This is a genomic window from Archangium violaceum Cb vi76, assembly GCF_000733295.1.
Lineage (GTDB): Bacteria > Myxococcota > Myxococcia > Myxococcales > Myxococcaceae > Archangium > Archangium violaceum.
Window position 1 is genome coordinate 1 of record NZ_JPMI01000349.1, and the last position, 2,678, is coordinate 2,678.

Annotated in this window: 3 protein-coding genes; all 3 read right to left on the bottom strand. The window is 63.7% G+C overall.

Going from position 1 to position 2,678, the window contains the following annotated elements; translation table 11 throughout:
* Positions 1–447 (bottom strand): helix-turn-helix domain-containing protein (locus tag Q664_RS44655; protein ID WP_152622701.1); only part of this gene is annotated, 447 nt, incomplete at its 3' end.
* A gap of 3 nt (positions 448–450) precedes the next feature.
* Positions 451–1,587, bottom strand: a complete 1,137-nt coding sequence (locus tag Q664_RS53570) for a protein kinase domain-containing protein (RefSeq protein ID WP_052519468.1) — start codon at positions 1,585–1,587, stop codon at positions 451–453.
* Positions 1,588–1,609: 22 nt separating this feature from the next.
* A complete protein-coding gene (locus Q664_RS44670) occupies positions 1,610–2,209 on the bottom strand; it encodes a hypothetical protein (RefSeq protein WP_152622702.1) in 600 nt (199 codons plus the stop codon).
* Positions 2,210–2,678: the final 469 nt, after the last annotated feature.

A 2,678-nucleotide genomic window follows, 5' to 3' on the forward strand; every position in this document is an offset into this window, starting at 1 on the left:
GACGCCGTGTTCCTTATCATGCTTGCCTTGCTGCTGCCTCCTCTTGTTGAGCTTGGCCAACCCGGTCGCCGTTCCCTTGAAGATGGCAAGCTGCTGGGGATCCATCGTTCGCACCAGCCGCAGCAACCGCCTGATCTCCGGCGTCAGTTCTTCGTCGAGTGCCGGTTGGGTCTGAGTGGCTTCCCTTTCGACGAGCCCCACAAGCAAGTCAGCAGAGAGCCCAAGTGCAACGCAGATCTTCGTTAGCGTTGGCGTGCTCGGAAGCATGGCGCCTCGCTCCAGCCTCCCATACACTTCCGGGGTCAACCCGACTCGCTCGGCTATGTCCTCCTGAGTCAGTTTCAATTTCAACCGAGCCGCCCGCGCAGCCGTGCCGATTTGAATACTGAGTTCGGTTCGGTTTCTCCCCCTGGTGGCGCCCTCCTTCTTACCTGGCTTCCCTTTCATGACCTAACCCTCGTCCTCGTCAGGCGTTAGCGCCGTCCGCTCGATGGGGTTCGCCGTCAGTCGCTTGACCCTTGCGGCAGCCTCGAAAATCGCCTTCAGCTCTGCTGCGACCTCATCAGCGAGGACCGGCGGCTCTACGGTCCCCAGGTAGACGAGCAGCTCTTCGCGCATCTCGGCGGCAGAAAAACGCTCGCGTGGATCCGGTTGGAGCGCACGCCGGACAATGGACCGCAAAGGACCGGGCGCGAACTCAAGCCGACGTTCCGCTTCCGAAGGGTGAAAGCGCAGCAGCCGGTAAGCCAACACGTCCAGGCTTAGCTGTGTAGTCCGCTCGGCACGCACAGGGAATGAGAACCCGGCCGGGGCGCCCTCCACAGGGGTATCAGTCGGGTCGAGCGGGTATTCGGCCAGCAGCATTTCCAGCAGAACCAGCCCGAGCGAGAACACGTCCGCTCTACCGTCAATCGCTCCGCCGATAAGCGGGTCGGCTCGGCTCCCGGTGGACTCCATCACAGCTCGCAGAACCTCGGGCGCACAGTAGGCCGGGTCGCCGCGCAGCAGGCCGGGCGGCGTCTTCAAGCGGTCGCGCAGTTCCGAGTACGCGGCACCGAAGTTCGCGAGCTTGACGCGCCCATCAAACCCGAGACGGATCCGCATGGGACCCACGGCGCGATGGACGATGTGCATCGGGTGGCCTTCTCTGCTGATACGCTGGTGAGCGTAACCAAGCGCACCCGCTACTTCCGCCGCGACGTATGCCGCAAAGACGGGCGACAGACGACGCTCCACCAGCAGCGCGAAATCCATCGCGGTGAGGAGGTAGCAACCGCGCAAATGCTCCATGACCACGTAGGCGGTGTTGCCATGGGATGCGAAGCCATAAACCTTGGCGATGCCCGGGTGCTCCAGGTGCGACGCGAGCTGCACCTCTTCCCAAACCCGCTCGCTCCTCTCACTGTCTGAGGATACCTGCACAGGCTTGAGAATGACCCTTGAGCGACGGCCCCCGCTTCCCCCGATGGGGTGCCTCCAAGCAAGAAGAAGCGTGTCGTAATCCCGGTTTAGAACCTGGGTGTCGTAAATCTCGTATTTGAAGCCCTCGAATTCGAAGATAAGACGCGGGCCGGAGCTGTCCGCCATGTTGTGCTCTCCTTACGAAGCCCTACAGCCTGTCGAGGTTGGGGCTGTCCGCACGTCGCCAGCTCTCGCCGTCTGCGCGCGTGTAGAACACGCCCATTTCAAACTCAGCCACGCCTGCCCCGTGGTCGCGAACCTCGACCCTACCAATCCACCGCGCAGGCTCGCCGGTAAGCGCTGCCGCGAGAAAGCCATCCTGACGGAGAAGGAAAAGGCTCCGGTACTCCTGCACCATCCGGCTCAGGTCCCAGCGGGACAGCCCTTGTCCGTGCTGCTCGACGTAGCGCAGCAGCTCGTCGGCAACGAAACGGGGCGCGTAGTGCTGCGGCAGGTAAGGCAGGATCGCGAGGTGCCGACGCAGCCGCTCGGCCTGCACAGGCGACATGCTCCGCCCCTGGGGGATGGCTTCAACAGGCAACCCGGCCCCCAGCAGCAGCGCGCCGAACTCGTCCAGGCCCGACAGCGCGTCGCGGGTAGCGGCAAGGGCCTCCGGGGGCGGGCGGCTCGCGCACGCAGTCGCGCCGGAGGCGAGCACCGCCAGCAGCGCAAGCAAGCTCAGCGGGGCATGAACCGAAAAGCAGGCAACGGAAATCAACCTCATACGAGAGCGCGGTTCGCTCAGCACGGGGCACCACCTCCAGCGCGTTGGTTGGTGAGACGGCGAAACGCCCGGATAGGTAACACAGTCATATGAGCAGGGGAAGCCCGGGAGTCCCGAACATATACGAAACATATAATGCACGGATTGCGCGATCAGGCCCGAGTCAGGGAAATCAGTACAGAAATGTTCCCTACATGTGTGGGTTAACCAGGCCGCTCGTGCGCGGCATGTGCCCTTGCAGGACTCGGCAAGGCGCGGACCTGTTGACCACCCACGCACGACGGTTCGGCATGGCCCGTCATTACCGGGTCTGTCCCGGGGCATCGGGCGGTATCGGGGCGCGGTGGTGGCCGAGGCGGTGGCGCGGTGGTGGCTCTGCTTGGTTGCCCGGCTGCACTCTTGCCGATCACCTCTCACGCTTTGTTCGTGGCCTGGACACGCGGCTTTGCACTGTGTCACTGCTGGCCTGGGTAGTTCTTGGGCTGTTGGGCGT

What these genes read in the sequence shown, in the direction of transcription:
- Q664_RS53570 (WP_052519468.1), bottom strand. Translation starts at nt 1,587, where the DNA reads ATGGCGGACAGCTCCGGCCCGCGTCTTATCTTCGAATTCGAGGGCTTC.